The 24,849-nt window shown below is 63.3% G+C and carries 25 protein-coding genes and 2 riboswitches; of the genes, 12 read left to right on the plus strand and 13 right to left on the minus strand.

The window, feature by feature from the left end; genetic code table 11:
* Positions 1-4 precede the first annotated feature (4 nt).
* Entirely contained in the window at positions 5-592 is a 588-nt protein-coding gene (locus BLT42_RS07320; RefSeq protein WP_091769137.1) for a YqgE/AlgH family protein, read from the minus strand.
* Between the two features lie 99 nt (positions 593-691).
* Between BLT42_RS07320 and BLT42_RS07325 the strand changes: the two genes are divergently transcribed.
* From BLT42_RS07325 to BLT42_RS07340, 4 genes are all read left to right on the plus strand, one after another.
* Complete coding sequence (locus BLT42_RS07325) at positions 692-1,174, plus strand: peroxiredoxin (protein ID WP_091769141.1); 483 nt, start codon at positions 692-694, stop codon at positions 1,172-1,174.
* Positions 1,175-1,237: 63 nt separating this feature from the next.
* Positions 1,238-2,170, plus strand: coding sequence for an SPFH domain-containing protein (locus BLT42_RS07330; protein WP_091769143.1), 933 nt, complete (start codon positions 1,238-1,240; stop codon positions 2,168-2,170).
* A gap of 27 nt (positions 2,171-2,197) precedes the next feature.
* A complete protein-coding gene (locus tag BLT42_RS07335) occupies positions 2,198-2,662 on the plus strand; it encodes an NfeD family protein (protein WP_091769146.1) in 465 nt (154 codons plus the stop codon).
* Positions 2,663-2,761: 99 nt separating this feature from the next.
* Positions 2,762-6,118, plus strand: a complete 3,357-nt coding sequence (locus BLT42_RS07340) for a PAS domain-containing protein (protein WP_091769149.1) — start codon at positions 2,762-2,764, stop codon at positions 6,116-6,118.
* Between the two features lie 12 nt (positions 6,119-6,130).
* On the opposite strand, the gene rnhA is transcribed toward BLT42_RS07340, so the two are convergent.
* From rnhA to ispH, 3 genes are read right to left on the minus strand one after another with little or no spacing between them, the layout of a single operon-like run.
* Positions 6,131-6,580 carry a ribonuclease HI gene (gene rnhA, locus BLT42_RS07345; protein ID WP_091769152.1) on the minus strand — a complete coding sequence of 150 codons (450 nt, stop codon included), beginning with the start codon at positions 6,578-6,580 and terminating at the stop codon, positions 6,131-6,133.
* Positions 6,577-7,002 (minus strand): DUF1801 domain-containing protein, encoded by a 426-nt coding sequence (locus BLT42_RS07350; protein WP_091769155.1) that lies wholly within the window; start codon positions 7,000-7,002, stop codon positions 6,577-6,579. Before BLT42_RS07350 ends, rnhA begins: the two co-directional genes overlap by 4 nt.
* A gap of 4 nt (positions 7,003-7,006) precedes the next feature.
* Complete coding sequence (gene ispH, locus BLT42_RS07355; RefSeq protein WP_091769158.1) at positions 7,007-7,954, minus strand: 4-hydroxy-3-methylbut-2-enyl diphosphate reductase; 948 nt, start codon at positions 7,952-7,954, stop codon at positions 7,007-7,009.
* Between the two features lie 233 nt (positions 7,955-8,187).
* Here ispH and BLT42_RS07360 point away from each other — a divergent pair, with 233 nt between their 5' ends.
* The 8 genes from BLT42_RS07360 to BLT42_RS07395 all read left to right on the plus strand — a co-directional run bounded on the left by BLT42_RS07360 (position 8,188) and on the right by BLT42_RS07395 (position 16,434).
* Positions 8,188-8,640, plus strand: a complete 453-nt coding sequence (locus tag BLT42_RS07360) for a hypothetical protein (RefSeq protein WP_233342376.1) — start codon at positions 8,188-8,190, stop codon at positions 8,638-8,640.
* Positions 8,641-8,644: 4 nt separating this feature from the next.
* The gene (argS, locus tag BLT42_RS07365; protein WP_091769164.1) at positions 8,645-10,408 is read left to right on the plus strand and encodes an arginine--tRNA ligase; all 1,764 of its coding nucleotides are present in this window, start codon (positions 8,645-8,647) and stop codon (positions 10,406-10,408) included.
* Positions 10,409-10,475: 67 nt separating this feature from the next.
* Entirely contained in the window at positions 10,476-10,877 is a 402-nt protein-coding gene (locus BLT42_RS07370; protein WP_091769167.1) for a hypothetical protein, read from the plus strand.
* Positions 10,878-10,984: 107 nt separating this feature from the next.
* Positions 10,985-11,074, plus strand: a riboswitch (glycine riboswitch).
* 3 nt (positions 11,075-11,077) lie between these two features.
* Positions 11,078-11,180: riboswitch (glycine riboswitch) on the plus strand.
* 62 nt (positions 11,181-11,242) lie between these two features.
* On the plus strand, positions 11,243-12,340 hold the full coding sequence (gene gcvT / locus BLT42_RS07375; protein WP_091769170.1) for a glycine cleavage system aminomethyltransferase GcvT: 1,098 nt from the start codon (positions 11,243-11,245) through the stop codon (positions 12,338-12,340).
* Positions 12,341-12,380: 40 nt separating this feature from the next.
* Positions 12,381-12,746: a glycine cleavage system protein GcvH gene (gene gcvH, locus BLT42_RS07380; RefSeq protein WP_091769173.1), complete on the plus strand. Its 366-nt coding sequence runs from the start codon at positions 12,381-12,383 to the stop codon at positions 12,744-12,746.
* Between the two features lie 10 nt (positions 12,747-12,756).
* Complete coding sequence (gcvPA, locus tag BLT42_RS07385; protein WP_091769176.1) at positions 12,757-14,100, plus strand: aminomethyl-transferring glycine dehydrogenase subunit GcvPA; 1,344 nt, start codon at positions 12,757-12,759, stop codon at positions 14,098-14,100.
* The gene (gene gcvPB / locus BLT42_RS07390; protein ID WP_091769179.1) at positions 14,100-15,689 is read left to right on the plus strand and encodes an aminomethyl-transferring glycine dehydrogenase subunit GcvPB; all 1,590 of its coding nucleotides are present in this window, start codon (positions 14,100-14,102) and stop codon (positions 15,687-15,689) included. Before gcvPA ends, gcvPB begins: the two co-directional genes overlap by 1 nt.
* A 451-nt stretch (positions 15,690-16,140) precedes the next feature.
* Positions 16,141-16,434: a hypothetical protein gene (locus tag BLT42_RS07395; RefSeq protein ID WP_091769182.1), complete on the plus strand. Its 294-nt coding sequence runs from the start codon at positions 16,141-16,143 to the stop codon at positions 16,432-16,434.
* An 87-nt stretch (positions 16,435-16,521) separates the two neighbouring features.
* Here BLT42_RS07395 and BLT42_RS07400 read toward each other — a convergent pair whose 3' ends face one another.
* The 9 genes from BLT42_RS07400 to BLT42_RS07440 form a co-directional block, all read right to left on the minus strand.
* Complete coding sequence (locus BLT42_RS07400; protein ID WP_091769185.1) at positions 16,522-17,025, minus strand: F0F1 ATP synthase subunit B family protein; 504 nt, start codon at positions 17,023-17,025, stop codon at positions 16,522-16,524.
* Positions 17,026-17,037: 12 nt separating this feature from the next.
* Positions 17,038-17,637: a F0F1 ATP synthase subunit B family protein gene (locus BLT42_RS07405; RefSeq protein WP_091769188.1), complete on the minus strand. Its 600-nt coding sequence runs from the start codon at positions 17,635-17,637 to the stop codon at positions 17,038-17,040.
* 43 nt (positions 17,638-17,680) lie between these two features.
* Entirely contained in the window at positions 17,681-17,905 is a 225-nt protein-coding gene (locus tag BLT42_RS07410; RefSeq protein WP_091769191.1) for a F0F1 ATP synthase subunit C, read from the minus strand.
* Between the two features lie 48 nt (positions 17,906-17,953).
* On the minus strand, positions 17,954-18,715 hold the full coding sequence (locus tag BLT42_RS07415) for a F0F1 ATP synthase subunit A (protein ID WP_091769193.1): 762 nt from the start codon (positions 18,713-18,715) through the stop codon (positions 17,954-17,956).
* Positions 18,716-19,105, minus strand: a complete 390-nt coding sequence (locus BLT42_RS07420) for an AtpZ/AtpI family protein (protein WP_091769196.1) — start codon at positions 19,103-19,105, stop codon at positions 18,716-18,718.
* A 117-nt stretch (positions 19,106-19,222) separates the two neighbouring features.
* Complete coding sequence (gene smc / locus BLT42_RS07425) at positions 19,223-22,669, minus strand: chromosome segregation protein SMC (RefSeq protein WP_091769199.1); 3,447 nt, start codon at positions 22,667-22,669, stop codon at positions 19,223-19,225.
* 69 nt (positions 22,670-22,738) lie between these two features.
* Positions 22,739-23,488 carry a DsbA family protein gene (locus tag BLT42_RS07430; RefSeq protein WP_091769202.1) on the minus strand — a complete coding sequence of 250 codons (750 nt, stop codon included), beginning with the start codon at positions 23,486-23,488 and terminating at the stop codon, positions 22,739-22,741.
* A gap of 4 nt (positions 23,489-23,492) precedes the next feature.
* Complete coding sequence (locus BLT42_RS07435) at positions 23,493-24,266, minus strand: thioredoxin domain-containing protein (RefSeq protein WP_091769204.1); 774 nt, start codon at positions 24,264-24,266, stop codon at positions 23,493-23,495.
* An 18-nt stretch (positions 24,267-24,284) separates the two neighbouring features.
* Positions 24,285-24,818, minus strand: a complete 534-nt coding sequence (locus BLT42_RS07440; RefSeq protein ID WP_091769206.1) for a DciA family protein — start codon at positions 24,816-24,818, stop codon at positions 24,285-24,287.
* Positions 24,819-24,849: the final 31 nt, after the last annotated feature.

Consider the following 24,849-nt stretch of genomic DNA (forward strand, 5'->3'; position numbering starts at 1 on the left):
TGCGTCAGGCGGTGCCGGAAGCGCCGGACAAATGCTCGGGTGAGACACCCAGAACAGCCAGCGCGTTTTCCCATTTGCCCTCGATGTCGGGGCTGAAGACGAGTGCTTCATTGGCGTCGGCGACCAGCCAGGCATTGGCCGCGAGCTCGTCCTCCAGCTGGCCCGAACCCCAGCCGGCATAGCCCAGCGCCAGCATCGCGCAGCGCGGCGGCGTGCTCGACGCCATCGCATCAAGCGCGTCCTTGGTCGAGGACAGGCCGATATCGCCGGTGACGGCGAGGGTCGAATCGGCGGTCTCGAAATCATTGGTGTGCAGCACAAAACCCCTTTGGCGCTCGACCGGGCCGCCTTGCAGGACCGGACGGTCAATCGTGTCCTCGGTGGTTTCGACGCCGAGCTGTTCAAACACTTCCGGCAGGCGTAGCCCCTCGACGCGCTTGTTGAGCACGATCCCCATCGCGTGCTCGGCCGAATGGTCGCACATCAGGATCACGGACCGGTCGAAGCGCGGATCGCCAATGCCCGGCGAGGCGATCAGGAGTTTGCCGTTCAGGAAGCCGTCGGGCGGCGAATTTGAATCATCACTGCTCATAACCCCATGATGCGGGCAAAAAGGGGGATGCGTCCAGCGGCGTTCCCGCTATCTTGCCGTGCGCAACCGCGACTAATCTTATCAGCAGGAGAAACAGCCATGACCATTTCGGTGGGAGATCGCATTCCGGACGCCAGCTTCATGACCATGACGGCGAGCGGCCCGAACCGGGTAAGCACGGACGATGTATTTGGCGGCAAGACCGTCGCGCTGTTCTCGGTACCGGGCGCCTATACGCCGACCTGTTCGGCCAAGCACCTGCCGGGCTTTGTCGAGCACGCAGCCGAAATCAAGGGCAAGGGCGTCGACACTATTGCCTGCATGTCGGTCAATGATGTCTTCGTCATGAATGCCTGGGGCAAGGACCAGGGCGTCGGTGAAGACGTCATGATGCTGGCCGATGGCAATGGCGATTTCGCCAAGGCGCTCGGCCTGGAAATGGACGGCACCGGCTTTGGTATGGGCACACGCGCGCAGCGCTTCTCCCTGATCGCCAAGGATGGCGTCGTCACTGAATTGAACGTCGAGGCACCGGGTGAATTCAAGGTGTCCTCGGCCGATCACATCCTCGGCCAGCTCTAGTCTGGGCAGAGGCAAAACGGACCGGGCATTGGCCCGGTCCGAAACGGCCAAGGGAGGGCATTCATGGAACTTATCATCACCGGCGTATTGCTGATGCTGGCACTGGCGATTATCGCCTCGGTCATCAAGACCGTGCCGCAGGGCAAGGAATTCACCGTCGAACGCTTCGGGCGTTTCACGCGGACGCTCAAGCCGGGCCTCCATTTCATCATGCCCTTCATCGACGGCATCGGGTACAAGATGAATATGCGCGAGCGTGTTCTCGACGTGCCCAACCAGGATGTCATCACCAAGGATAATGCCACGGTTTCGGTCGATGCAGTGATCTTCATCCAGGTCCTGGACGCGCCGCGCGCGGCCTATGAAGTCGACAATCTCGACTTCGCGATTCTCAATCTGTGTCTGACAAATGTGCGGACCGTGATCGGCTCGATGGATCTCGACGAGACCTTGTCCAAGCGCGACGAGATCAATGCGCGTCTTCTGTCAGTGCTCGACTCCGCGACCAATCCCTGGGGCGTCAAGGCGACCCGGATCGAGATCCGCGATCTGTCGCCGCCACATGACATCACCGAAGCAATGGCGCGCCAGATGAAGGCCGAGCGCCTGAAACGGGCCGAAATTCTCGAGGCCGAGGGTGCCAAGCAGTCGGCCATCCTGCGCGCCGAGGGCGAGAAGGAAGCCGCGATCCGAGAGGCCGAAGGCCGGCGGGAAAGTGCCTTCCTGGACGCTGAGGCGCGCGAACGTGAAGCCGAGGCCGAGGCCAAGGCGACCGAACTGGTCTCCAACGCCATCGCCGCGGGCGATGTCTCGGCAATCAATTACTTCCTGGGCCAGAAATATATCGAGGCCTTTGGCAAGCTGGCGACCAGTGACCAGCAACGCACCGTGATCATCCCGGCCGAGTTCTCGAATATCCTCAGCACGATTACCGGTGTTGGCGAGCTCGGCAAGGCGGCACACGAAGCCATCCGCGAGACGACCCGCAAGACGTAAATGGCGAACTGAAAACGGAGGTCAGTGATGGATTTTTTATTATCCCTGCTTGAGCGTCTGAATCTGTGGATCTGGTGGGCCTTCGCCGGCCTGTTCCTGATCGGCGAGGTGTTGACCGGGACGACCTTTCTGCTGTGGCCGGCCGCGGCGGCCTTCCTGACCGGTTTTCTCGCGCTGGACATGCTGGGCGCGAGCTGGCCCATCCAGTTGAGCGTCTTCGCGATCCTGACGCTTGTCCTTGTGTGGGCAGGCGATCGCTGGGTGCGTCCAGCCATGAACCGCGGCGGGCAGAGCGGCCTCAATGACCGCGCCGCCCGCATGGTCGGCCAGCGCGTTGTCGTTGTCAGCGACTTCGCTGCGGGCCGCGGCCGGGTTCATTTCGATGATACCGAATGGGGCGCTCAGACCCTCGACGGATCCGACCCTGTCCGCGACAGCCAGGTGATTATCGACGAGGTCAGGGGCGTCACACTCATCGTGCACCCGGCCTGATCTGCGGGGGCCGGTTCATGCGCCGTAAACCCTGATCGTGCAGGATGGCCCGCTGGAGTGTCGCGGGGTTTTTCAACCTCGACGGAAAGCGGAGCGGGCATGGAGCGGATCGAAGAGGACAGGCGCGTCGCGGCGCTGCACGAGCTCAACCTCCTGGATACGGATCCGGAGGACGGGTTCGACTCGATCACCAAGCTGGCTGTCACCCTGACCGGCGCGTCCATGGCCGCCATTTCGCTGGTTGATCGCGACCGCCAATGGTTCAAGTCAAGCGTGGGCGTGGATGTCAGCGAGATGCCGCGCGACATCACCTTCTGCAATCATGCCATCCGCCAGGCGTCGACGCTCTATGTACCCGATGCGCGCCTGGACGAACGGTTCAAGCATAACCCGCTGGTCGCCGGCGAGCCTCATCTGCGCGGCTATGCGGGCGTGCCACTGCAGGTCGAAAGCGGTTACAGGATCGGCACGCTGTCGGTGTTTCATGATCAGCCGTTCGCGTTTGACGCCATGGTGCTGCAGCAGCTCGCGGTGCTGGCACGGGTTGTCGAGGAACAGATCCGGACACGCAGCCAGAGCGCCGAAGCACGGCGCGCCAATCAGTTGCTCGCCGGCATCGCCGCAATTCAGCGCGAATATATGACCGACGCCTCGTCGATCGATCAGGCCTTCGATCATTTGCTGGCGGCGGCGCTTGAGTTCACGGACAGCACGGCCGGCTTCATCGGCGAAATTGTCGAAGACGAAAGCGGGCGTTACCTCAAGACCCAGGCATTCAGCCATGTCGGTGCTGATGATGACGCCGGTGACGAGCGCCGGGCATCGCTGGAATTTCGCGATCCCGATACCCTGATCGGACACACGATCAAGACTGGCGAAATGGTGATCGCGAATGATCCGGCCCAGGATCAGCGCGGCCGCAATGCCGTTGAGGCCCTGTCGCCACTCCATGCCTATCTGGGCATTCCGCTCCTGGAAAAAGGCAAGCTGGTTGCCATGATCGGGATCGCCAACCGGCCTAGCGGCTATTGCGCGGATCTCGTCGCGGCGTGTGAACCGCTGTTTGTGACAGCTGGCAATCTGATCCGGGCCCGGCGAACGGAAGTGGCGCGTGACAGTGCGCTCGCCGAACTGGCCCTGAGCAAGGGGCGTTACGATCTCGCGATTGCCGGCAGCGCGTCGGGTATCTGGGAGATCGATTTTGCGGCGGGCACCATGTTCGCCTCCGAGCGCTCGCGCGAACTGGTTGGACGCTCGCCGGGCGACCCGATCGCTGGCGGCAAAGCCCACCTCCAGGGCATGAGTGAGTTTTTCGGCCGGGTGCACGAGAATGATCGCGAGCGCGTCCAGACCGCGCTGCGCGCCCATCTCCAACACCGCACACCCTACGCGCTCGAATATGACTTCCAGCACAGCGACGGGCATTATTTGCGCGTATTTGCGTGCGGACAGGCCGAGTGGGACGAGGCCGGACAAGCGACCCGGATGGCCGGTTCGATCGAGGATATTACCGAGCGCTCACATCTGATCGCCGAACGGGAAAGCACCGCGGCCCGACTCGCCGAAGTGACCAAGCTGGGTGGTATTGGCAGTTGGGAAGTCAATCTCGATGCCGACACGGTGTTGTGGGATTCGATGACCCGCAAGATCCATGAAGTCGATGATGATTATGTTCCCGATCTCGCAAGCGCGGTCGAATTCTATCCGCCGGAGGCCCGAGAAGCCCTGCAGGCCAATATTGATAGAGCCATCAAACTCGGTGAGGCCTGGGACCTGGAGCTCCCCTTCGTCACGGCCAGGGGCAACCATGCCTGGGTGCGTGCTGTCGGGCGCGCCATCGCGGTCGACGGTCACGTCGGCAAACTGGTTGGCTCCTTCCAGGACATCACCGGGCGGCGCGCGCGCGAGGAGGAGGCCAAATCCCTCTCGACCCGGCTCGCGGTCGCGCTTGACGCTTCCAATCTGGGCGTCTGGGAATATGACATACAGACACGGATAAACACCGGCGACGAGCGTATGATGACCCTGCTTGGGCTGTCCGGTGAGGTGTCCCTGACATTCGACGACTGGGCCGCCGCGATCCATCCCGACGACCGGGAGGCGATCATTGCCGGCACGCGCACGGCGATGGAAGTGGGGGCGGGCTTTTCCCACGCCTACCGCATCGTTCGTCCGGACGGCTCGATCCGGCATGTCCGTTCGCGCGGCCTGCTGTGCGAACGGCTCGATGGCAGTGCGACGGTGATCGGCGTGACCGATGACGTCACGGATGATGTCGGGCGGGCCGAGGAGCTCGATCACCAGCGCGCCCGGGCGGAGAGCGCCAGCCAGGCCAAATCGCAATTCCTGACCAATATGAGTCATGAAATCCGTACGCCGCTCAATGGCGTGCTGGGCATGTCGCAATTGCTCAGACTGACGCCGCTGTCCGATCAACAGGACCGTTATGTCAGGACGCTGCAGACGTCCGGCGAAGCCTTGCTGGATCTGGTCGAGGACATTCTCGACATATCCAAGATCGAATCCGGGACCATCCAGCTCGCGCGGGAACCCTTTGAAGTCTTGCCGGTGGTCGCATCGGTCATGGACATGGTCGAGACTGCGGCACGCCGGAAGGCGATTACAATTTGTTGCGAACAGGCACCCGGCTTGCCGGGGGTGGTTCTCGGTGACCAGAAGCGGCTGCGTCAGGTCCTGATCAATATCATCGGCAATGCCGTGAAGTTCACGAGCGAAGGCTCGGTCACCATCCAGGTCGAGCCGCAGGCCGATGACCGCATCCGGTTCTGCATCGCGGATACCGGCCCGGGCATCGCAGCCGACCAGCTGGAGCGGGTCTTCGACCGCTTCGCCCAGGTCGACGCCTCGCTGACCCGCCAGCACGGCGGTAGCGGACTTGGACTGGCAATCTGCCGCGACCTTGTCCGGCTTGCCGGCGGTGAGATCGGTGTGCGCAGCGAGCCGGGCGAGGGGGCCGAGTTCTGGTTCGAACTGCCGCTGCCTCCGGCTGAAGCCTCGGTCGTCGCCCCTGTCTCTCCTCCAGCCGAGCTGCCCCGACCCGGTGGCAGACGCACAGGGCCGGCGCGGATACTGGTCGTCGATGACGTGATGACGAATCGGCTTGTGGCCTCAGCACTGGTCGAGAATGCCGGCCACCAGGTCCGGCTTGCGGGCAATGGGCGCGAGGCGATTGATGCGCTCGACAGCGACCGGTTCGACGCGATTCTGATGGATATCCAGATGCCCGTGATGTCCGGGGATGAAGCGATCCAGTGCATCCGGGCGAGTGGCAAGCCCTATTCCACCATCCCGATCTATGCTGTGACGGCCGATGCCACCAAGGGCGCCCGCGAGCATTATCTCGAGATCGGCGCCACCGGCTATCTCTCAAAACCGCTGGACATCAAGGAAATTTCCGCCGCACTGGACGAGGTCCTGCGCGGCGCGATGCATTGATCCGACAGGCGCTCAGCGCCGGGCGGTCCGTGCTTCGCTCAGCCCCTGGCGCGCCAGTTCGTCGGCGCGCTCATTGCCTGGATCGCCGGTATGTCCGCGCACCCAGCGCCATTCAATCTTGTGGCTCTGCGCCAGCAGGTCGAGGCGTTGCCAGAGATCGACATTCTTGACCGGTTTGCGATCGGCCGTCTTCCAGCCGCGCTTTTTCCAGCCATGGATCCATTTCATGATCCCGTCGCGCAGATAGCTGCTGTCGGTGATCAGGATAATGTCGTGATGATTGGCCTTCATCGCCTCCAGCGCCTGGATCGCCGCCATCATCTCCATGCGGTTATTCGTGGTGTCAGCCTCGCCGCCGCAGATTTCCTTGCGGTGTCCATTCCATTCCAGAATCGCGCCCCAGCCGCCCGGGCCGGGATTGCCGGAACAGGCACCGTCGGTGTGGATCGTCACTGTGCTCATTTCGGATATTTCCGCGCCATATCGTCGAGTCCGGCCTGAATCAGTTCTTCGAGGACATCCAGGTCCACATCCGCCAGCTTGGTGATGTAGAGGCAGGACTTGCCCTCCTTGAACTTGCCCAGCCGGTCGAGAATGAGGGTGTAATTGGCATAGCCCGGCATGATGTAGATGACCTGGCCGGACTTGCGCGGCGAGAAGCCGGTCCGCATCGAATCGCCTTCGCGGCCGCTCTCGTATTTGTAGTGATACGTGCCGAACCCGATGATGGACGGCCCCCACATGCGGGGCTCTTCACCGCTCAGCCGGCGCATCATTTCCAGCAGGATCCGCGCATCGGCGCGGCGCACCTTGTGCTCGACCGCGGCGATAAAGGCCTCCGGTTCGATATCCGCGGCTGCTGTCGTGTTTTCGGAATCGCTCATCGGATCAGGCCACCACGCGGGGAAGTTTGAAAATCACGTCTTCATCAGTCACGCGGATATCCTTCTGGTCGACGTCATAACGCTCACGGAACGCCGCGATCAGGCCCTCGACCAGATCCTCCGGCGCCGAAGCGCCCGCGGTGATGCCGACCGTTCCGATCGGGCCGATCATGTCCCAGTCGACATCCTCGGCACTGGAAATCAGTTGCGCCCGCTGCGCGCCGGCGCGTTTGGCGACTTCGACCAGACGCACCGAATTGGACGAATTGGGCGCCCCGATCACGAACACAATGTCGCAATTGGGGGCCAGCGCCTTGACCGCCGACTGCCGATTGGTCGTGGCATAGCAGATATCTTCCTTGTGCGGCGCCTCGATCTGCGGGAAGCGCGCCTGCAAGGCCGCCACGATGGCGGATGTGTCATCGACTGACAGCGTTGTCTGGGTGACGAAGGCCAGGCGCGAGGCGTCCTGCGGTGCGAACTGCATGGCGTCCTCGACGGTCTCGATCAGCGCGATCGCCCCGTCCGGCAATTGTCCCATCGTGCCCACGACCTCGGGATGGCCGGCATGGCCGATCAGCACGATCTCGCGCCCATTGGCGTGCAGGCGCTGGGCTTCGACATGGACCTTCGACACCAGCGGGCAGGTGGCATCGACATAGATGAGATTGCGCCGGGCCGCTTCTTCGGGGACCTGTTTGGGGACGCCATGGGCGGAAAACACCACCGGCCGGTCATCGGGACACTGATCGAGCTCCTCGACGAAAACCGCGCCGAGCGCTTCGAGCCGTTCCACCACATGGCGGTTATGGACGATCTCGTGACGCACATAGACCGGCGCGCCAAAGCGCTCCAGCGCCCTTTCGACGATCTGAATCGCGCGGTCGACACCGGCGCAGAATCCCCGCGGGGCAGCCAGCAGGACAGTCAGGGGTGGGCGATTGCCGCTCATCGGGTTCAGTTCTCCATCAGCGATACCGTTGCGCACGTCTCGTACGCATCGTATGACCGTCCTAACAAAGGGGCTTGGCGCTATCCAGAGGCCGGGCGGGTATTCAAGTCAGGTAATGCACAATGCGTTCTTTTGCCATTCTCGCCGCGGCCGCCATCTTACTCAATGGCTGCCAGACCGTCAGTGATGTATTTGAGACGGAGCAGCCGAATATCGGCCCGTGCCCGTCTGCAATGTCATTGTATGATGCACACCGCATCGTCGAGCTTGAGGGCGGCGAAGTCCGCTATGAGAATGTCGGCTTTACCGGCGAAATTCTCGGCGTGCGCTCGCTGTGCAGCTATTATGGCGAACGGCCGATTATCGCCAATCTCGAGCTGGACATGGCCTTCGGCCGCGGCCCGGCCGCCCAGGGCGACACGCATGTCTATGAGTATTTCGTCGCCGTGACGCGCCGCGATGTCGGTGTCATCGAAAAAGAGGTCTTCCCGATCAATATCCGGTTCCGCGCCGGCGAGGACCGGGTTTATCTGACCGAGACCATTGAGGCGATTTCGATCCCGCGCGCCAATTCCGAAACATCGGGAATCAATTTCGAGATCCTGACCGGTTTCGAACTGACGCCGGAACAGCTCGCTTTCAATCGCAGTGGCCAACGCTTCCGCGTGGGTGCCGGCCAGGACTAATTTCATGCCTTCAATTGCCGATCAGCTCAGTGCGAAACTGGGCGACGCGTTCGCTTCTCTCCAGCTGCCGCGCGAGCTGGGCCGTGTCACGCCTGCGACCAAGTCGGGGACGGCGCCCTTCCAGTGCAATGGCGCCATGCCGGCGGCCAAGCAGGCGAAGTGCAATCCGCGCGAGCTGGCCCAGAAAATCGTCGATGCGATTGCCGGCGATGCGCTGATCGCCGCCGTCGAGATCGCCGGACCGGGCTTCATCAATCTGACCCCGGCCCAGAGCGCCTATGATGCGCGCGCCGCCGAGATCGCCGGCGATGACCGCGCCGGTGCTCCCCTGACAGACGCGCCGCGCAAGGTGATGATTGATTTTGGCGGTCCCAATGTCGCCAAGCCGATGCATGTCGGCCATTTGCGCTCCTCGGTGCTGGGTGACAGCCTGCAGCGCCTGCTGCGCTTTCGCGGCGATGATGTGGTGTCCGATATCCATCTCGGCGATTGGGGCCTGCAAATGGGGCATCTCATCACTGAGCTGCGCGAAGAACAGCCGGACCTGCCCTATTTCGACGCGGATTATTCCGGTCCCTATCCGGATACGCCGCCGGTCAATATCGATGATCTGGCTCGGCTCTATCCCCTTGCCTCGAAGAAGGCCAAGGATAATGCCGACCGTCTCGAGCTGTCGCGCACGGCCACAGCCGAGCTGCAGGCCGGACGCCCGGGCTATCGGGCATTGCTGAACCATTTCATCGCGGTCTCGATCACGGCACTGAAGCAGGATTTCGATGCGCTCGGCGTGCATTTCGACCTGTGGAAGGGCGAGAGCGATGTCGATCCGCTCATCCCGGCCATGGTCGAGGATTTCAAACAGCGCGGCATTGCCGAGCTCAGCGATGGTGCCTGGGTGATCCACATCGCCCGCGAGGATGACAAGAAGGAATTGCCACCGCTCATCCTCGTCACCTCTGGCGGCGCTTCGCTCTATGGCACGACCGATCTGGCGACGATCCTCGATCGCAAGGCGAATTTCGCGCCGGACCTGACGCTCTATGTCGTCGACAGCGCCCAGGGCAATCATTTCCAGCAAGTCTTCCGCGCCGCCGAAAAGGCCGGCCTGGTGAAGGAAGGCGCGCTCGAGCATGTCAATTTCGGTTCGGTGAACGGGACGGACGGCAAGCGGCTTCGTACCCGCGATGGCGGCACATTCCGGCTCGCCGATCTGATTGCCTCCGCCATTGAACGCGCCGATCAACGCCTCAAGGAGGCCGGTCTGGCCGCCGATGTCGGGGCCGAGGAGCACGCCCGCGTCGCCCGCATGGTCGGGTTGGCGGCGATCAAATTCGCCGATCTGCAAAATTACCGCACCACGAATTACGTGTTCGACCTGGATCGTTTCACCAGTTTTGAAGGCAAGACCGGTCCCTATCTTCTCTACGCCGCCGTCCGGGTGAAATCGCTGATGCGCAAGGCGGCGGACGCTGGTGTCAAGCCGGGCAGGATTTCGGTCCAGGCTGACGAGGAGCGCGATCTGGTGCTGGCCCTTGATGCGTTTGGATCGGCGATTGATCAGGCGATCGATAATCGCGCACCCAATGCCTTGTGTGACCACGCCTTCTCGCTGGCCCAGGCCTTCTCGAAATTCTACTCCGCCTGTCCGATCCTCGCGGCACCGGATGATGCGACGAAGGCCTCCCGCCTGGCGCTGGCCGAGGCGACGCTGAAACAACTTGAGCTCAGCCTGCAACTGCTCGGCATGGAAGCGCCAGACCGCATGTAGCGCTCCCCCGAACGGGGGAGGGTGCGAGCCCTGCGATCCGCTAGCTTGCCCGGGGTAACCGTGGAGAATGGGCATGCCCGCACCAGCGCTTTTAGCCAGCCTTCTATTTGTTCAGCCGGTCACCGCCGGGTTTAGTGAGGATCCGGCACAGGCCTCGATTTGGCTGCAGCAGGCCTGCCGCATTCAGCAGGTCGGCTATAGTGGCGGCGTGCCGGTAGACCACACTGAGTTCTGCACCTGTTTTGACCGCAATCTGCGCGAAGCGAGCACGGACGATGTCTACCGCGTTTTCGCGTTGGGCTCGCAAGGCGCCGTGCGCGAACAGGGTCTGATCGAGGATTGGGAATCAGCCCGCGACACCGCGGCGGCGGAGGCTGGTGCGATGGCACCGGAGGTGCAGGCAAGCTTCACGACGATTTTGCAAAGCTCGCTGATGGCTTGCATGAATTTCTCCTTTCAGGGCGAATAGGCCGCCGGACCGGGCATTTCACGTCTTCGCGCATTGACTCTGCGCCGGCATATTCTAAGAGTGCGCAGCAACTGACAGGCCCGTCGCGAGACGCGCCTGGCGGGCTATATCTCCTCGCGGGAGAGACCGGCGAATAGGCCGGCGCCGAAGGCGCAACCGCCCCGGAAACGCTCAGGCAGACGGACCGCGAGAGAGTCAAACGCTGGAAAGTGAGTGGGGCCACCAGGCTTTAACTCCACCGACGGAGCAAGCGTGTCTCGCAAGGGCGGGTTCGCGCGGAATCTCTCAGGTCACGGGACAGCGGGGGCGACGACTTGCCGGCGGATCACCGCAGGCAGGATCAGCGCTCTTGTCAGGACCCGTCAATGACCGAAATTCTCAATAAAACCCCACTCCACGCCCTCCATGTCGAACTTGGCGGCAAGATGGTCCCGTTCGCGGGCTATGACATGCCGGTGCAATACCCGTTGGGCATTATGGGTGAGCACAAGCAGACCCGCGAGAAGGCCGGTCTCTTCGACGTCTCCCATATGGGCCAGGCGCGCTATACCGGCGATGAGGCCGCGCTCGAGGCGCTGCTGACCTGCGATCTCGCCCTGCTCGGCGCGGGCGAACAGAAATACACGCTTCTGCTCAATGACCAGGGCGGTATCCGCGACGATCTGATGGTCTCGCGTCCGGATGGCGATGGCATTTTCCTCGTCGTCAACGCAGCGATGAAGGACCAGGATTTCGCCCATCTTGAGGCTGGCACCGCCGGCAAGGGCAAGCTGGTCCGGCTGGAGGACCGCGCGCTGCTGGCGCTGCAGGGCCCGGCCGCGAAAGATGTGATGGCGCGGCTCTGCCCCGATGCCAGCAAGCTGATCTTCATGCAGTGCGGCGCGTTCACGCTCGATGGCGTCGAGGTGTTGGTGTCGCGTTCGGGCTACACTGGCGAGGACGGGTTCGAGATCTCCATCCCGCAAGCCGATGCGGTCCGTATTGCACGGCTCCTGCTGGCCCAGGATGAGGTTGAGGCGATTGGCCTGGGGGCGCGCGATTCGCTGCGCCTGGAAGCCGGGCTCTGCCTGTATGGCCATGACATGGACACGACGCGCACGCCGGTTGAGGCCTCGCTGATCTGGGCCCTGGCCAAGACTCGCCGCGAGCGCGGTGATTTCCCTGGCGCCGCCATCATCCAGCAACAGATCGACGCCAAGACCTCACAAAAGCGGATCGGCCTGACCCTGTCCGGCGCCCCGGCCCGCGAAGGTGCCGAGATCGCGACCAAGGACGGCAAGATCGTCGGCGTCGTCACCTCGGGCGGTTTCGGGCCGACCTTCAATGGTCCGGTGGCGATGGGCTATGTCGAGCGTGATTTCATGGCCGAAGGCACCGAACTCGACCTGATCGTGCGCGGCAAGCCACGTGCGGCCACAGTGACCAAGCTTCCATTCGTCCCGCACAATTTCTTCCGGGGCTAATTCCAATCAATCCAGAACCAGCTGGAGCAGGAGACAAATCATGACCACGCGTTACACCGAAGACCATGAATGGATCACCGTTGACGGCGATGTCGCAACCGTCGGCATCACCGTCCACGCCGCCGAACAGCTCGGCGATGTCGTGTTTGTCGAATTGCCCGATACCGGCAAGACGCTGGCGAAGGGCGATGAGTTCGCCGTCGTCGAATCGGTCAAGGCCGCCTCGGAAGTCTACGCTCCGATCGATGGCGAGATCATCGCCATTAATTCGGTGCTCGACGATGCGCCGGCAACCGTCAATGAAGACGCTGCCGGTGCCGGCTGGTTCGTCAAGATCAAGATGTCGGATGCCTCCCAGCTCGACGGTCTGATGGACGAAGCCGCCTATAACGCCCACATCGCATAAGGCTGATTTCATGCGTTACCTCCCCCATATCGATTCCGACCGCAAGGCGATGCTCGAGGCGATTGGCGTCGCTTCGATCGACGATCTCTTCACCGATGTGCCCGAAGCGGCGCGCCTGAAAGGGCTGGTCGATCTGCCGCTTAAACAGGGTGAACTCGCGGTCGAGCGCGCCATGTCGGCCATGGCTTCGAAAAATATCTCGGCCGGCTCGGTGCCGTTCTTCGTGGGGGCGGGGGCCTATCGCCACCATATTCCGGCGACCGTGGATCATCTGATCCAGCGCTCCGAATTTCTCACTGCCTACACGCCCTACCAGCCGGAGATCAGTCAGGGGACCTTGCAGACCCTGTTTGAATTCCAGACCCAGGTCGCGCTTCTGACCGGCATGGATGTCGCCAACGCCTCGATGTATGACGGTTCCACCGCCTGCGCCGAAGCGGTGATGATGGCGGCGCGTGTGACCAAGCGCGACAAGGCTGTGATGGCCGGCACGGTGCATCCGCACTATGTCGAGGCGAGCAAGACGCTGGCGAAATACTCCGATGTCGAGATTGCCGTCACCCAGCCGTCGGTCGGCGGGCTGGACGAGCTGATTGCGGCGATCGACGAGACCACGGCCTGCGTCGTGGTGCAGACGCCGGATATTTTCGGTCAGCTGCATGATTTGCGTGCCATCTCCGAAATTGCCCACGCCAAGGGCGCGCTGGTGATCGCGGTCTTCACCGAAACCGTCTCGCTCGGCCTGGTCGAGGCACCCGGTGATATGGGGGCCGATATCGCGGTTGGCGAAGGCCAGTCGATTGGTGTCGGGCTGAATTTCGGCGGCCCCTATGTCGGTTTGTTTGCCTGCAAGAATGAGCGCAATTTCATCCGGCAAATGCCCGGACGTCTGGCTGGCGAAACCGTCGATGCCGATGGCCGCCGCGGCTATGTGCTCACCCTCTCAACGCGCGAGCAGCATATCCGCCGCGAGAAGGCGACGTCGAATATCTGCACTAATGCCGGTCTGTGTTCGCTGGCCTTCACCATCCATATGACCCTGCTCGGCGAAGCCGGCCTTCGTACACTGGCGCGTCTCAATCACGAGACCGCCTGCGAACTGGCCGACCGGCTCGGTTCGATCGAGGGCGTTGAAGTCCTCAATTCCAGCTTCTTCAATGAATTCACCTTGCGCCTGCCCAAACCGGCGGCCGAGGTGGTCGATGAGCTGGCCCGTATCGGCGTGCTCGGCGGCGTGCCCGCCAGCCGGCTCTATCCCGGCCAGTTCGAGGATCTCCTCCTCGTGACGGCGACGGAAACCAATACCGAGAGCGATATGATCGTGTTCGAAAAAGCCTTGCGGGGTGTCCTCTGATGGCAATGAATACTCAAGGGCGTCCGACCCGCATGGCCGAAAATGTCGCCACCGGCGGCTATGGCGATACCGTCTCCGGCTCACGCGGGCTGGAACAGGCCGAACCGCTGATCTTCGAGCGCGGTGGTGTTGAAAACACCGGCGTTGATTTCCCGGCTCCCAAGGGCAGCAAGACCCGTCTTGGCGGTCTCGAACGCACGGCACCGATTGGGCTGCCGGGTCTGTCCGAGCCGGAAACCATGCGCCATTATGTGCGCCTGAGCCGGAAGAATTACGCCATCGATCTGGGCCTCTACCCGCTCGGTTCGTGCACGATGAAGCATAATCCGCGGCTCAATGAGAAAGTCGCGCGCATGCCCGGCTTTGCCGATGTGCACCCGCTGCAGCCGGCCTCGACCGTGCAGGGCGCCTATGAAGTGATGGACGTATTGGCGCATTGGCTGCTGAAACTGACCGGCATGCCGGCCGTCGCCCTGTCGCCGAAAGCCGGCGCTCATGGCGAGTTTTGCGGCATGATGGCGATCCGCGCCCGTCTCGACGCCGATGGCGAAACCGGCCGCCGCCGGGTGCTTGTTCCAGAATCAGCCCATGGCACCAATCCGGCGACCGCTGTGCAGTGCGGCTTCACCGTCGACGAGATCCCGGCCGATGCCGGTGGCCGCGTTGATATGGCGGCACTGAAGGCCAAGCTCGGGGATGATGTCGCCGGCATCATGCTGACCAATCCCAATACCTGCGGTCTGTTCGAGCGTGACATCAGGGAGATCGCCGATCTGATCCATGGTTGCGGTGGCTATTTCTACTGCGACGGTGCCAATTTCAACGCCATTGTCGGACGTGTCCGTCCCGGCGATCTCGGCGTTGATGCGATGCATATCAATCTGCACAAGACTTTCTCGACGCCGCATGGCGGCGGTGGTCCCGGTGCCGGCCCGACCGTGTTGTCCGAAGCCCTGGCGCCATTTGCGCCACTGCCTTTGCTGATGATTGATCGCGATAATCCCAAGGGCATGGCGATCATGCACATGGCCGAGCATGAGAGCGAGCTCGACGGCAAGGATCTGCATCCGTTCGGCCGCATGGCGGCTTTCCATGGCCAGATGGGCATGTTCACCCGTGCGCTCACCTATATGATGAGCCATGGCTCGGATGGCCTCAAACAGGTCGCGGATGATGCCGTGCTCAACGCCAATTATATCCTGGCGGGCCTGAAGGGTGTGATGACGCAGGCCTTCGAGGGCCATTGCATGCATGAAGCCCTGTTCGATGACCGCTTCCTCAAGGGCACGGGCGTTACCACGCTCGATTTCGCCAAGGCGATGATCGATGAGGGTTATCATCCGATGACGATGTATTTCCCGCTCGTCGTCCACGGTGCCATGCTGATCGAGCCAACCGAGACCGAATCCAAGGGCGGCCTCGATCGTTTCATCGAAGTGATGGAATCGCTCGCCCTGGCGGCCAAGGCCGGCGAGACGGCTCGCTTCCAGGCGGCCCCGGTCCACGCCCCGCTCAAACGTCTCGATGAAACCCGCGCCGCCCGCCAGCCTGTGCTGCGCTGGACGCCCGCCGCCGACGCGGCGGAATAGTTGAATGACAGGCGCCTCCCACCGGCCCGGCCGGGGGAGGCGGCTCTCACTGGTCCGCGCCACCCATCCGGGGCCCGGATGGTCCGTGACAAATCTTTCATGCGAAATCCGGCGCACGCATCTTGTGTTTGCGCCGGTGAAGCCGCATCTGAAGAGGGCTGCGGGCCACTCGGTAAGCGGTAAATTATGAGTTCCTCTGTCCGGTTGCCGGCCGGCAGGGCGCGCTCGATCGCTGAGTGACGGGATGATTACCTGCCCTGACAGGCGGGCCCCATGAATCCGGTGCGCATATACAACAGCCGTGATGGGAGTCGCAGGCACTGCCTGATTTTCGGCTCTTTTGCCTCGCATTGGGGTCAAGTTTACGAATTAGATGTTATCTAATCAGTCCTGAGACCGGCCCCGATGCCGGCGGCATTCCGGGCAGATGGTTTATAAGGATGGTCACCACATGAACGAGGCGCTGAACGGATTGGCACGGTCGAACGCATTCGGTGCGGCGATTGTGTTCGTGATCCGCACCGTTGTTATCTCGGTCGGTGTGATCCTGATGATCCTCGCCGTGCCCGTTGCTTTTGTGACCCCGCTCATCCCGGTTGGGCTGCCGATGGGCCTGTTCGGTCTGGTCCTGGTCGCTGCGGCTTCCAAGACTGCCCACACTTTCATCACCGATGGCCTGCGCCGTTTCCCCTGGGTGTGGAAGCGCGTCCGCTTCGCCTTTGGTGAGAAGGACGCTGCCGAATAGGCCGCGTCTCCCGGTGATTTCCAGGCAAAGAAAAAGGCCCGCAGCGATCACTGCGGGCCTTTTTGCTGTCTGGGATTCCAGCCGGGTCTAGTTGAACTGGGCGCCAACCTGCTTGATGTCGGCATCCACCAGCTTGTTCAGATCCGCCTTCTTCAGCGAGGAGGTGAGCAATTGCTCGGCCGCCCTGGCGGCCAGATCGGCCGCGGCAGCCCGGACATCGGCCGCAGCAGAGGCTTCCGCCTGGGCGATACGTTGCTCGGCCAGAACCGTCCGACGCTCGAGGCGTTCGGCCATGTCCTCGCGAGCCTGCTTCTTCAGCATTTTCGCTTCATTCTTGGCCTGGGCGACAATCGCTGCAGCCTCTTCGACGGCATCCTGCTGGCGGCGCTGGAAGCTGGCGAGCAATTCCTGGGCCTCGTCACGCAGGCGGCGTGCTTCGGCGATCTCGTCGGCAATCCCCTGGGCGCGGGCGTCCAGTTGCTTGGCGACGAGGCCAGGTACGCGGACATAGATCAGCGCACCGATGACGATGAAGAATGACAGGGCGACCCAGAAGGCCGCTTCGTTTGGATGGATCCAGTCGAGTGTCATGATGTGCGTCCCCTAGCGGCCGTCACTGACGGCAGACTGGATCGACTTGTCGTCGAGTTCGGTCCCCGTCAATTGAACGATAATGGCCCGTGTGGCGTCGACAGCGATCGTTTCGACGTTTGCCAGTGCCTTGGTCCGCATGTCGGCAATGCGCGTCTCAGCGGCATCCTGACGCTTGGCGATTTCGAGATCGGCCTGGGCGGCCTCGGCGGCCATGGCCTTGTCGACCTCGGCCCGGTTGCCCAGGGCCAGGGCGTGAGCCTTGGCGCGGGCATCCGAGAGCAGGCGTTCGTATTCGGCCGACGAATCGTCAGCTTTCTGCTTGAGGTCGGCGGCCGCATCGAGATCGTCTGCGATACGGTCACGCCGTTCTTCAATGGCATTGCGGATGCGCGGAAGGACAACCTTCCACATCATCAGATAGAGCAGGGTGAAGGTGACCGCCAGCCAGAACAATTGTCCTGGCCAGGTCGAGACGTCCAGCTGCGGCAGACCACCGCTGGCATGTGCCTCGGCGGCATGTTCGACCACCGCATGAGCCGGATCGGATGAGGCTTCGCCATGCGGCTGCGCCTGGCCGACCAGCCATGTGGATTCGGAGAAATTGATCATCTTCAATGCTCTTTGAACGGCAATGGGAGCGGGTGGAGACGGATCAACCGAAGAGGATGATCATCGCCACGACGAAACCCAGAAGACCGGTGAACTCGGTCAGGGCGAAGCCGATCAGGAGGGTGGTGAACTGACCTGCGGCGGCAGACGGGTTGCGCAGTGCGCCCGAAAGATAGCTGGCGAAGATGGTACCGATACCGACGCCGGCGCCTGCGAGGGCGAGAGCTGCAATGCCTGCACCGATTTGCTTGGCTGCTTCGATTTCCATGGGATGGCTCCTGTTGAATAAGGTGTGTGGCTGGAAGGGTGAAAAACTCTAGTGAGACGGATGCAATGCATCATTGAGATAGATGCAGGTGAGAACCGCGAACACATAGGCTTGCAGGAAGGCAATCACCAGCTCAAGCGCGGTGACGGCCGTCGCGACCGCCATGGGCAGCACAGCGCCGGCAATGCCGATCGCGCCCAGGCTGGACAGGGAGAGCACGAAGCCGCCGAACAATTTGAGCAGGGTGTGACCGGCCATCATGTTGGCAAACAAACGAATGGCCAGGGAGAAAGGCCGGCTCAGGAAGGAGATGAATTCGATCGGAACGATCAGGATATACATCACCGGCGGCAGACCGGCCGGTGCGAAGAGCTTGAGGAAGCCGAAACCGTTCTTGATGAAGCCGGTGATCACGACCAGGGCGATCGAGGTCAGCCCGAGGGCGAGGGTCACGACCAGCTGGCTGGTCACCGTATAGCTGCCGGGCAGCATGCCAAGCAGGTTGGCGACCAGGATAAAGATGAAGAGCGTGAAGACATAGGGGAAGACCGCGCGGCCTTCCTCGCCCATGATCGAACGCACCATGTCGGCGACGAAGCCATAGAGGATCTCGGCGATCGACTGCGACCGTGTCGGCACCATGGCGCCGCGGCCGGTCAGAAGGATCAGGCCGAAACTGGTGACCAGCGTCGTCAGAATCATGAAGAGCGCCGAATTGGTGATCGTCAGGTCGATTCCGAACAGGGTCGGCAGCTCCAGGACGGGCTGCACGACGAATTGGTGCATCGGATCTGTTTCGAGCAGGGCCATCTAGTCTTCTTTCGTCGCGTCAGAACCCGGCATGGCGCCGGTTTCACATCCAGTCGTTTCGGCCGTGGCCGCATTCTCTGCATTCGCCGCTGCCGCCTCGCGCATGATATTGCGCAAGCCGGCCGCAAAACCCAGTATTACCCCGACCAGCATGCCCCACGGCGCGATGTCGAAAAACTTGTCCGCTGCCCAGCCCAGGGCCGTCCCGACCAATACACCACCGGCAAAGCCGCTACCGTATTTGACGCTGACACTCCAGGCATTGCTCGTCTCGGTCTCTGGTTGGGTCTTTTCGCGGTGCCGGGCGATCTTCTCGCTCAGGCGCCGGTCAAAATCCTTCAGATCCTCGCTACGGTCGGGTGTTTTCGCTCTATCGTCTCGTTCAGACATGGAAATCGATCCGCCAGCCGGGCCTCCCGGCAGGCGCGCGCAAACTAGACTCGGCCCCCTGGAGTGTCAAGCAATGGAGCTGGGGCAATAAATCTTTGAAAAAATTGCGGAAAATTGTCATTCCGCGGCAACCAGCTGTTCCGCGCCGACCAGGTCGACCGATACAAGCTGGGAAACCCCGCGTTCCGACATGGTCACACCATAGAGCCGGTCCATGCGCGACATGGTGAGCGGGTTGTGGGTGATGACGAGAAAGCGGGTATCCGTCATGCGCCGCATTTCATTGAGCATGCGGCAATAACGGTCAACATTGGCGTCGTCGAGCGGTGCATCGACCTCGTCCAGCACGCAGACCGGGGCGGGATTCGACAGGAAGACGGCGAAGATCAGCGCCGAGGCGGTCAGCGCCTGCTCGCCACCGGACATCAGCGACATCGTCTCCATCTTCTTGCCCGGCGGGCAGGCGAAGATTTCCAGCCCGGCTTCGAGCGGGTCATCATTCTCGGTCAGGCGCAGTTCGGCATGGCCACCCTCGAACAGGGTCGCAAACAGGGTGCGGAAATGGGCATCGACGACGTCGAAGGCTTCCAGCAGGCGGGCGCGGCCTTCACGTGACAACTGGTCGACCGCCTTGCGCAAGCGGTCAATCGCGGCGAGCAAATCATCGCGCTCGCGGCTCATCTCCTCGACGCGCTTGGCCAATTCCTCGGCCTCTTCATCGGCGCGCAGATTGACGGCGCCGAGCCGGTCGCGGGCCTGGCGGGCCTCGTCGAGGCGGCGCTCGACATCGCCGCTGCCAGGCGAATCAATATCCTCGTCGGTAACGCGCCGGGACAGGGCGGCGGGATCCTCGCCGGTCGCGTCCTGCAGGCGTTCTGTGGTCTCGCTCAGCCGGTCGCGCGCCGAGCCGAGCCGGGCTTCGGCGGCCGCCCGGCCTTCGCGGGCCGCCGATGCCGCATTCTCGGCGGAGCGGGCCGCGCTCTCGGCGGCCTTGAGCTGATCTTCGGTGCCGGCAGCGGCCTCGCGCGCTTCACTCGCCGTGCGGGCGGCGCTTTCGAGGCGGTCCGTCAGCGCATGCAGGCTTTGCTGCAACGTTTCGGGGCGGGCAATCGCCTGCTCCAGTGCCGCCTGGGTGTCGGAGATCTGACCGGCAATCTGTTCGATTCGCTCGGCGGCGGCCTGGCAGCGTTCCGCCCAGGCATCGCGGTCGCGGCGGGCAGCGAGGTGACGCTGGCGGCGCAATTCCGATTCGCGGCGCACGCTTTCCAGTGCCGCGCGCGCATCGGCGGCCGCGCGCCGGGCATTTTCCGCGCTCTCCCGTGCGCGCTCGAGCGCCGCATGGTCTTCGCCGGCGCGTGCCGCTGTTTCGACCACAGCCTGGGCCGCCGCCAATGCCGTCTTGCCGTCAGCCGCTTCAAGGGCGAGGCGTTCGAGCCGTTCGCCCAGCGCGTCGGCGCGCGCCGAGGCCCGGGCGGCGCTCTCGCGCAATCCGGTGATACGGGTCTGGGCGTCGCGAATGGCTCGCTCAGCCGGTGCAATGGCAGCGCGGGCGGACTGCTCCGCCTGCCGGGCGGCGGTCAGGCCCGACTGTGCCGTGTCGCGCCGTGTGGTCGCCGCAGCAAATTCGGCTTCGCTCGCGGCGAGGGCCTCGCCGACCGCATCGAGACGATTGCGTTGTTCCAGCCGGGCCACGGCCGCCGAGGGCGCGTCGGCGCGGGCGACCAGCCCGTCCCAGCGCCACAGATCGCCTTCGCGAGTGACCAGGCGCTGGCCGGGTTTGAGCTTTGCGGCTGCGGCGGCAGCTTTCTCCGGCTTGATGACACCCACCGCATCGAGCCGTGCGCGCAGGGCTGCGGGCGCCTCGACATGGTCGGAGAGCGGCACGCAGCCACCGGGCAGGGCCTCGGCGTGACAATCGGTCTTGTGCCAGTGACGCGCGGCGCTCTCATCGAGCGAGGCGTCGAGATCATCGCCCAGCGCGGCCGCCAGCGCGTGCTCATAGCCCGGGCGGGCGCGCACCGCATCGAGGGCCGGTGAGACATTCTCCTGCAGCGCGCTGGCCAGCAGGCGTTCAATCGTCGCGGCTTCGTGTGTCAGGCTGTCGCGCTCGGTGGAGAGTTCGCGCCAGGCTTCGATCGCCAGCTGTTGTTCGGCCTCGGCATCCTGACGCGCCAGCTCGGCGGTATTGAGCGCAGCCTTCGCGGTCTCGTGGGCGGTCTCGCTCGTGCGCAAGGCAGCTTCCGCGGCCTCCAGCTCGGACAGGGCCGAGGAGGCGAGCAGGGTTTCACGCTCCCGGGCCGCGGCTTCAATCTCGCGGTCGATCTGGCCGAGCCGGGCAGCCAGTCGTTCGGCATCGCGGCGGGCGCTTTCGAGCGCAGCCTGGCGTGCCGCGGCGTCGCCGGCCTTGGTGTCGAGCAAGGCTTCCTTGCTGCGGCGCTGGGTGTCGGCATCAAGCGCCGCGGCCTCGGCGCCGGCCAGGCTGGTTTTTTCGCGCGCCATTTCTGCCTCAAGCCGCTCGACTTCCTTGGCGGCCTGGTCCCGGCTGGCGGTGGCGTCGTCGACAATATGCTGTTCGCGCCCGGCGGCGGAGGCGAGCTCATCAAGCCGGGATTCCAGACTGGCGATCGTGCGCTGGACATCGGCGGCATCGCGCTCGATCCGGTCGCGCTCACGTTCAAGATTGCGCAGCGCTGCCGCCGCTTCGGCTTCTTTCAAGCGCGCCGGCTCGCGCATGGCGGCGAGAATTTCGGCCTGGATACGGGCTTCGGAGGCGGCCGCTGTGGCGGTCTCGGCGCTCTCGCGCTTGTCCACCAGTATGGCCTCGCTCTCCTCGACGAGGCTGGCAGCCGCGCGCCAGCGATTGAGCCAGACTGTGGCCTCCAGCGTCCGGATGCTGGCCGAGAGCTTGCGATAGCGGGCCGCTTGCCGGGCCTGTTTCTGCAGGGAAGCGTGGCGGCTGCCGATCTCGTCGATCACTTCCTGCAGGCGATCGAGATTGGTTTCCGCGCCGCGCAGGCGCAATTCCGCCTCATGGCGGCGGGCCCGCAAACCGGCGACCCCGGCGGCTTCCTCAAGAATTCGGCGGCGATTTTCCGGTTTGGCGGCGATCAGTTCGCTGATCTGGCCCTGGCGCACCAGGGCGGCGGAATTGGCACCGGTGCCGGCATCGGCAAACAGCAGCTGGACATCCTTGGCCCGCACTTCTTCGCCATTGATCTTGTAGGCCGAACCGGCCCCGCGCGTGATCCGGCGGCTGACATCCAGGCTGGCGGCGTCGTTGAACCGGGCCGGAGCGAGCTTGTCTGAATTGTCGACGGTAAGCAGGACTTCGGCGTGATTGCGCGCCGGGCGGTTGTCCGTGCCGGAGAAAATCACATCCTCCATGCCGCCACCGCGCAGGGATTTGGCCGACGTGGCTCCCATTACCCAGCGCAGGGCTTCAAGCAGGTTGGATTTGCCGCAACCATTGGGTCCGATCACGCCAGTCAGTCCGGGGTCAATCCGCAATTCGGTCGGATCAACGAATGATTTGAAACCGGTCAGCCGGAGCTGCGTGAACTTCACCCGACCTCCATCGCGTTATGGATTGCCGTCAGCCGGCAATCGGACCCTGCACTCTGTGTCAGCCCACCCTTAATGCGCGGAAACCGACCCGTGATCGATGCCCTCGGCGGCATCATCGAGGAAGTGAAGGATGATTCGGCGGAACGTGTCTCCGTCCAATTGAGCGGGGACCCTGTCTCCATTGATCAGAAGCGGCGTGCCGCCCCAGTGGAAAATCGCGCCTTCCGCGGTCATCGCGGTGTTCAATATCTTGCCGCCAATGATGAAGCTCGGCGTGCCGGCGATGCCGTCCTGATTGGCCTGGACTGCTACGGTATTGACCATTTCCGTCATCGCCGGATCGGCATAGCAGGCCGACAGGGCTTCGGGTGAAAGCCCGACAGCAGCGCCGATCCGGTCATAGACCGCACCGACATTGCCCTGGGCCTGGGCTGTTTCGAATATGGTGGATTGCTCGGCGAACAAGAGGTCGGTCGCGCTGAAAAACCTGTCATCCTCGGCGCAGGCGGCCAACACGATGCCAATCGCCGCGATCTGCGGCGGGCTCGTCAGCATGGGGCGGAAAATATAGCGGACCTGGCCGGTCTCGACGAATTCCGACCGGATGGTCGGCCAGGCTTCGGTCTGGAAATGCGCACAATGCGGGCAGGCATAGGAGGCGTATTCCACGATCACCAGCTCGGCATCCATCGAGCCGATGGCATTATCACCCGGCCGCTCGGCCTGGGCGGGATGCTGGGCCGAGGCAGCGGCCGTCAGCCCGCCCCATGTGCAGGTGGCCAGAACGAGGCTGCAAACAAGGCGGGCTATCGGTTTCAAGAGCTTAGTCCTCAGTGCTGGCAGGGTCGGCCGTCGCGGACGTGTCGCCCTCGAGCTGGCTCAGAAGATGGTCGATCAGGATGCGGAAAGTCTCGGCATCCACCATGCCGGGCAGAGGTTCGCCATCAATCATCACCTGGCGGCTGCCAAGGAAATAGGTGTATTCGGACGCACCGGGCGCGCGGCGTGCTTCAAGCAATTCACCATTGAACAGGAAGCGTGGCGTGCTGTTGATACCCTCGGCCAGGGCGCGTTCATGGGCCGCGACGATTTCGGCATTGATGTCCTGGTCATTGAGGCAGGCGTCGAACGCCGCTTCGCTCATCCCCATCGAACGGGCGATAGCGAGGTATTGGCTGCGCGCGCCGCCGGGTTGGCCTGCCGCCTGGAAGATAGCCCGCTGCTGCTGGAACAACAGGTCGAGCATGTCGAAATAACGCTCGGGCGCGACACAATGCGCCAGCGCAAAACCGGCGATTGCGAATTGCGGCGAGCCGGTGATCATTTCGCGGAAGACATAGCGCATGCGGCCGGTCTCGACGTAATTGGTGTCGATCATCGGCCAGACTTCCTCGTGGAAGGTGGCGCAATGGCCACAGGCGACCGAGGCATATTCAACCATGGTCAGCGAGGCATCGGCGCTGCCCATGCCGCGGTCGCTGCCACGCTCGTAAGCGGTCTGGTTGGCACCGGCCGGGTCGGTTTCGCCGCCACAGGCACTCAGGGCCAGGCTTGCAGTAAGGGCGATGGCGGAAAATACGCGTCGGGTCAGTTGCATTGCGGGTGTCCCCCTGGGTCACAAATCGGTGGCGTTGCGGCTTTTGACACTATGGCCGAAACGATCAAGCGCGGACAATAGCCGCGTCTCGAGGCTTTGCTCCACCCCCTCGCTCACTTGTGATGCGGATGGAGGCTTCGTCATCTTCGACGTGTCCGGCAAAGGCGCGCGCGTCGCGCCCTGCAAAACACGCAGGCGGGTCGGTGAACGCTCGCCGGCAAACAGGCGCACGCGCTCAAGTATGCGGCGGCTTTCCGCCTGCAGGACGGCGGCGGCGGGACCGCGGGCACGGATCACAAGCACCCGGTTACCGGCCGCATTCTGGATCGCTTCGGGCATGCACCATTCCGCCAGCCGCGCGCCGACAATTTCCGGCCAGTGCTCGACCAGCCGCTCGACCCCGACGCCAAAACGCCGGGCCAGTGGTTTGAGAATGCGCTCGGCCGCCCGTCCCGCCGGTGGTGCGGCGCGGATCGAACGGCGGCCGCGATGCGTTTCCAGGAAACGGCGCGCCTGACGTTCGAGAGTTGACGAAGGGGGTTTGGAGACCATGCTGGCATTCTCGCCTCGATAGGGCCTCGCT

The organism is Maricaulis salignorans, from assembly GCF_900103475.1.
In the GTDB taxonomy this organism is placed as follows: Bacteria; Pseudomonadota; Alphaproteobacteria; order Caulobacterales; family Maricaulaceae; genus Maricaulis; species Maricaulis salignorans.